2 protein-coding genes are annotated in these 2,179 nt (G+C 68.6%); both read left to right on the top strand.

Annotated elements, in window-relative coordinates:
* On the top strand, positions 1-615 hold a 615-nt coding region (locus APZ21_RS06320; RefSeq protein ID WP_162240308.1), incomplete at its 5' end, for a sensor histidine kinase.
* A 298-nt stretch (positions 616-913) separates the two neighbouring features.
* Positions 914-2,179 (top strand): nitrate- and nitrite sensing domain-containing protein (locus APZ21_RS06315; RefSeq protein ID WP_156370767.1); only part of this gene is annotated, 1,266 nt, incomplete at its 3' end.

Below are 2,179 nucleotides of genomic sequence, written 5' to 3'. Positions count from 1 at the left end.
CTCGCCACCCGCGCCCGCCGCAACGCCGAGAACCTCATCATCCTCGGCGGCGACAAACCGGGACGGCGCTGGCGGAATCCGGTGCCGCTGCTCGACGTGGTGCGCAGCGCCGTGGCGGAAAGCCTCGACTACACCAGGATCCGCACCGGACGGGTGCCCGACATCCGCATCGCGGGCAGCGCGGTGGCCGACCTCATCCATCTCATCGCCGAACTCACCGACAACGGGACCGCCTACTCCCCGCCCGAATCTTGGGTGGAGGTCTCGGGACACACGGCGGGCACCGGCGTGGCGATCGAGATCTCCGACCAGGGTCTCGGCATGTCCGACACCGAACTCGCCGAGCGCAACGCGCTGCTGGCCGACCCGCCCGACTTCAGCGTCGCGTCGCTCGCCGGCGACGCGCGCCTCGGCCTGTTCGTGGTGGCCAAGCTTGCCGCCCGCCACGGTGTCACCGTGCGGCTGAGCGAATCCGACTACGGGGGCATCCGAGCCGTCGTGCGCGTGCCGACCACACTGGTCGCGACCGGAGACGAGACCTCCGAACTCGCGCGCCTGCCGGTGCGCGTCCACCTCTCGAACGGCCAGGGAGCAGACAGTGCCACCGCCGAATAGCGCGAGCGCGGCGGTGGCCGCGCGAGTCCGCCGTCCGCGGCTCGCGACGCCCCGTATCGCTGCCGGGCGGCTCCGTCCGGCAAACCGATGTCGTTGCCCAACCAGGTTTTTACTGGATAGGGTGACCCGGGACACAACTGGCTCCTGACCGCCTTCAGATGTCGGCAGTCCGGTTACAAGAAGGCGCAAAGCCCAGAAGTAGGCTCGATTATCGGTGTTTGGCAGCAAATTCCTCCGCACGTTCTCGACCGTTTTCGCACGCGGACAGTCGCGAAGGCCGCTCGGAGTCCGCGTCCGATTGCTGGCCATCGTTCTGATCCCCAGTGTCGCGCTGTTGAGTATCGGTATCGGCGCGGCCGTCTACCTGGTCAAGGACGGACGTAAGGACAAGGACTGGGCCGAGTTCGCCTCGGATACCACCGCGCCCGCGATCAGCATGATCGAAGCGTTCCAGCTGGAGCGCGGAGCGACGCTGCTGTACCTCTCGCAGGTACCGCAGGCCGACGAGCATCTGGCCTCGACCAGGCGCAATTCCGACAGCACCCTGGCCTCGCTACAGCAACAGGGCACCAAGGCCGCCATGCGCCCCGAAATCAACGACGATATGGCGGGCATCCAGCGGCTGTACCAGGCGCTACCCCAACTGCGCGCGGCGGTGGACTCCCGCGCCATGCCGCCGGAACAGGCATTCACCTCTTTCAGCGCCATCATCGACACGATCGTGCATGGCACCCTGATCGGCGCGCGCGTCGCACCGGACGCCCAGATCGCGGTGGATCTCTACCGCGCCGTGCATCCGCTGCGTGCCGCCGAGGCGATTTCCAAATCGGCCACGATCGGCACGACCGCGCTGCTGACCAACCAGTTCACCGCGACACAGCTGTCCGACTTCACCCGCAACGTCGGCGACGCCCGCGGCGAAGTCACCTACGCCGCCGCGGTATTGACCGGCAAGCGGCGCGAACAGCTGGAGGCCATCACCAACAGCGCGACCTATCAACAGCTCTCCGCGATGGAGGACGCCGTCATCCGCCGCGGCGTGGTGATCGGCGAGGAGGCATCGGCCGCGGAGGACGCCCCGAGCGGTCGCTCGTCGACCAATTCGTCGACCGGCGCCACGACGCGACGCGCCAATCAGACGAGTGCGGTCGCGCTGCCGCTCAATGCCGACGACTGGGGCAATGCCGCGGGTCAGGTGCGCACCCAACTGCTGGAGCTCTGGAACGACCAGAGCCGGGACGCGCACCGCGATGCCGAGGCGATCGGCGACAGGAAGGCCTCCGATTCGCTCTACGGCGGTATCGCGGTCGGCGCGCTCACCCTCGTGGCCTTCCTCGCGGCGCTGTTCCTGGCCAACCGCCTGATCGCCCGCATGCGCAGGCTGCGCCGGGAGACCCTCCAGCTCGCCGACGAACGGCTGCCGGGCACCATCCGCACCCTCAGCGACGGCGAGCAGATCGACCAGAACGCCGAGATAGCCCCGCTCGACTTCGGAGGCGACGAGATCGGCCAGATCGCCGACGCCTTCAACCGCGCGCACAGCGCCGCCGTCACCGCGGCCGTC

Origin of the sequence: Nocardia arizonensis, assembly GCF_001310275.1 — a bacterium.
Taxonomy (GTDB): domain Bacteria; phylum Actinomycetota; class Actinomycetes; order Mycobacteriales; family Mycobacteriaceae; genus Nocardia; species Nocardia arizonensis.
Note: the sequence above shows the minus strand (reverse complement) of the source record. Positions and strands in the feature narration are given on the sequence as shown.